This is a genomic window from Candidatus Cloacimonadota bacterium (assembly GCA_020532355.1).
Classification (GTDB): domain Bacteria; phylum Cloacimonadota; class Cloacimonadia; order Cloacimonadales; family Cloacimonadaceae; genus UBA5456.
The window spans coordinates 1-3,436 of sequence record JAJBBD010000298.1 but is presented as its reverse complement, the minus strand read 5'-3'; the positions used below and the strand labels follow the sequence as shown (position 1 = coordinate 3,436).

The window sequence follows — 3,436 nt, the reverse complement described above, 5'->3', positions numbered from 1 at the left end:
GGGTTCGATTTTATCTTCAGTCGAGGAGTTGAAGCCTATGCGCAAAAGGGAGATGTGGTAATTGGACTCTCTACTAGTGGCAATTCTGAAAACGTTTGGAATGCTTTACGCAAGGCGCAATCCTTAGGCTGTATTACGGTAGCGCTTTTGGGTGGAAATGGAGGAAAAATATCCGGTTCGGTAGATTATCAATTGATTGTTCCTGCATCCACCAGCGATCGCGTGCAAGAAATTCATACAATGGTGTTGCATATTTTGGTGCAGCTTGTAGAAAATGAGTTGTTCATATTACCACACAACACTCCCCAATTTGCTTAATTATAGAAGGATACCATGAATAAAAGTTTAAAAATACTAACCACCTTATGTCTGCTGCTTATAACTTTTGGACTGTGGGCAGATTATTACGATAGCGTACAAGATCTTTCCGGCATGAATCTTTATTATGCCTTGCAAGATCTGATTTCTACCAATACCTATTCCAGCTACGATGGAGCGAAAGTATTTCTCTTTCAGGATTTGGATAACACTAATGGACAGGTTACTTGTGTGTATACTGGTGAAGTATATCACATTAACAGTTCGTATTCAGGACAGACAAGCCCCAATACAGAGCATACCTATGCCCAAAGCTGGTTTAGCTCTTCGGAATCAAGCATCAAAAAGGCAGATCTGCACCATCTATTTATAACTACGATGCAAGTAAACTCCTCCAGAGGAAATCTTCCCTTTGGCAATGTTGCCAGCACTGCCTCATCTAACGTTTATTACTCCCATACTCCGCTGCAGAGCTATAGAGGAAATAACAACTGGCAACGAACCGTATTTCAGGTAAATCCTCAATATCAAGGAAATACTGCGCGGGCTATTCTATATTTTCATACCCGTTATGGCGATTCCCTTGTCCAGGCAGGAGAGAATATGCTGGATAATATGATCACTTGGCATTATGCCGATCCGCCGGATGAAGCAGAAAGAACAAGAAATAACGCCCTACACGGCTTTCAAGGAAATCGCAATCCCTTTGTGGACCATCCCGAATATGTTAATAGAATTTGGAATCCCACTTCCTCAGATGACCCAACCGCCGAGTTGATTCCCTCATTACGGATCGATAATATCTATCCCAACCCTTTCCGCGATAAACTAACCGTAGCCATAGATGCCAAGGCAGGAGAAGTGCTTACGGCAAAAATATATAATGTGAAGGGTCAAAAAGTATTCCAAACCACACTCGAACAGAATAAAAAAGAATTTAATTGGGATGCTAAAGATGTGAATGGCAAAGAGATGCCGGCAGGATTGTATCTGATAAAAGTTAGCTCTGCCAATGCAAGCGCTAGTACAAAAGTACTTTTGGTAAAATAAAACCCAAGCTCCAATTTACACCATACCCGACGATAGTTTTCGTCGGGTTTTTGCGTTTAAGCAAACAATACAATTGACAAAAAACTAATTATTAAAAGAATCGCACTTGAAGTGGGTGATTAGCTCAGTTGGTTAGAGCGCTACGTTGACATCGTAGAGGTCACTGGTTCGAATCCAGTATCTCCCACCACCAATACTTAATGGGTGATTAGCTCAGCTGGTTAGAGCGCTACGTTCACATCGTAGAGGTCACTGGTTCGAATCCAGTATCACCCACCATTCTTTCTGCAAGCAGTGCTAATCTTTCCCCGTCTATTCAAATGTTTTAGATTAATAGAATTTTCCAAACAACATCTATAAAAGACCGCTGAGTAATCGGGGCATGGAGGGTAGCCCTATACTACAACGGTTGTAGGTGCGGGCATAGCTACGATCAGAAAAAGCCCACCTAACCGATATCTGGTGCATAAAATCAGCTAAATATGAATGTGAAACGGTATCTATAAGCCTGATTGCTTTAAAAAGTAAAAAATCCCACGCCGAGAGAGCGTGGGATAGATTGTTAAGTCGCCTTATTGTATTATTTGATTACGATTTCCTGTTTGGGTGTAGGTTCTTTCTTGGGAATTGTAAGCGTTAATACACCATCCTCCATCTTGGCGTTGATGGCAGATATATTGGCGTTTTCGGGCAACATCAGGTTGCGTCTGTAACTGCCGCTATAGCGCTCACAACGATATACGGTGCCTTTCTGTTCTTCTTTATTGTCCTCGCACATGGCTTCAATGAGCAATTGGTTGTCGTGGACTGAAATTTTGACGTTATCTTTCTTGAATCCGGGCAAGTTTGCCTGAATGCTAAATTCTTTATCGTGTTCGGTAATATCCATTGCCATAGCCCGGAAGTTTTCATCGGAACCCTCTTCTTCAAACACGCGGTTGAAGAAATCATCAAAAAGGCTGAGCATATTGCTCATGGGTCTTACTTCATTCATTTTACGATAAGGTACGAGTTTCATGGTAACCTCCATAATTATAATGTTCTACCATAATAATAATCGAGAACAGCAAGGAGGCAAGAAAAAAATTAGCAGTCCCGATTCGAGACTGCTAATTAAGCGAACCCAGTAGCTTATTTGCTGAGCAACATTTTGCGCGTCAATACATTGGAAGAACTTTCAAGTCTATATAGATAAATCCCGCTGCTGAGATCGTTGCCGGCATTATCTTTGCCATCCCAGTATACGCTGAGCTTATTGATGCCCGGAATGCCTTGATATAAATTGCGGACTAACTGTCCCTTGCTATTATAGATTTTCAAGGATGCAAGCTGAGTAGGATTTTCTACGCTAAAACTTATTGTTGTAGTGGGATTGAAAGGGTTGGGAATGTTTTGTTGTAAGGAAGTGATTGGCACTTGGTTAAGCTCATCTTCATCGGCAGACCAATCTCCAGTGGTAAAGCGAAATGAGCTGGAAAAGTTACTGGATGCATAGCTATTTTTGGCAGACACGCGCCAATAGAAGCTTGTATAAGCTGATAGAAGAGGAGTGATTACATTGTTTTGGACGAGATTATCCCTTTCGAATATGATGTTTACAAAGTAGGGATCGGAAGACAACTGGACTCTATATTCTTCCGCCAAATTGCTCGCTTGCCACATCAATTCTGTGTTTCGGGGTTGGTTAGTAGAATAGTTTGGGGGATAGCTTAGTTGAGGAATATGTGGAGTTTCACTAATTGTGCCAGTAGTAAACTGGTAAATTTCAGAAAAAACGCTGCTTCCGATCTCGCTCTGTCCCGACACCCGCCAATAGTACGTACTAAAAGGAGATAACCCGCTGGCATGATAATGATTATAGGGGTGATTCAGGATATTTATGGTAGTTGCAGAAAATTCCGGGTTATCACTCAACTGGAAGTTATAACCAGTTGCACCTGGAACAGTATTCCAACTAAAAGTGGGATTGGTAGGAGTTTCCTGCGCCATATTGGGCGGATCTAGCAAAGTGGGGACAGCTATTCCACTGATGATAGTAAACGGTTTCATGCTCGTATCCCAATTCGAG

4 protein-coding genes and 2 tRNA genes are annotated in these 3,436 nt (G+C 41.8%); 4 read left to right on the top strand and 2 right to left on the bottom strand.

The window, feature by feature from the left end:
* The 4 genes from LHW48_10355 to LHW48_10340 all read left to right on the top strand — a co-directional run.
* On the top strand, positions 1 to 318 hold a 318-nt coding region (locus LHW48_10355), incomplete at its 5' end, for an SIS domain-containing protein (protein ID MCB5260848.1).
* Positions 319 to 333: 15 nt separating this feature from the next.
* The gene (locus tag LHW48_10350; GenBank protein MCB5260847.1) at positions 334 to 1,368 is read left to right on the top strand and encodes an endonuclease; all 1,035 of its coding nucleotides are present in this window, start codon (positions 334 to 336) and stop codon (positions 1,366 to 1,368) included.
* A 113-nt stretch (positions 1,369 to 1,481) separates the two neighbouring features.
* Positions 1,482 to 1,558, top strand: a tRNA-Val gene (locus LHW48_10345).
* A 12-nt stretch (positions 1,559 to 1,570) separates the two neighbouring features.
* Positions 1,571 to 1,647 (top strand) — tRNA-Val (locus LHW48_10340).
* Positions 1,648 to 1,948: 301 nt separating this feature from the next.
* On the opposite strand, the gene LHW48_10335 is transcribed toward LHW48_10340, so the two are convergent.
* Together LHW48_10335 and LHW48_10330 are read right to left on the bottom strand one after the other, a co-directional pair.
* Positions 1,949 to 2,386, bottom strand: a complete 438-nt coding sequence (locus LHW48_10335; GenBank protein MCB5260846.1) for an Hsp20/alpha crystallin family protein — start codon at positions 2,384 to 2,386, stop codon at positions 1,949 to 1,951.
* Positions 2,387 to 2,499: 113 nt separating this feature from the next.
* Positions 2,500 to 3,436, bottom strand: a 937-nt coding sequence (locus tag LHW48_10330; GenBank protein MCB5260845.1) for a T9SS type A sorting domain-containing protein, incomplete at its 5' end; no start/stop codon positions are given.

What these genes read in the sequence shown, in the direction of transcription:
- LHW48_10350 (MCB5260847.1), top strand. Translation starts at nt 334, where the DNA reads ATGAATAAAAGTTTAAAAATACTAACCACCTTATGTCTGCTGCTTATA.
- LHW48_10335 (MCB5260846.1), bottom strand. Translation starts at nt 2,386, where the DNA reads ATGAAACTCGTACCTTATCGTAAAATGAATGAAGTAAGACCCATGAGC.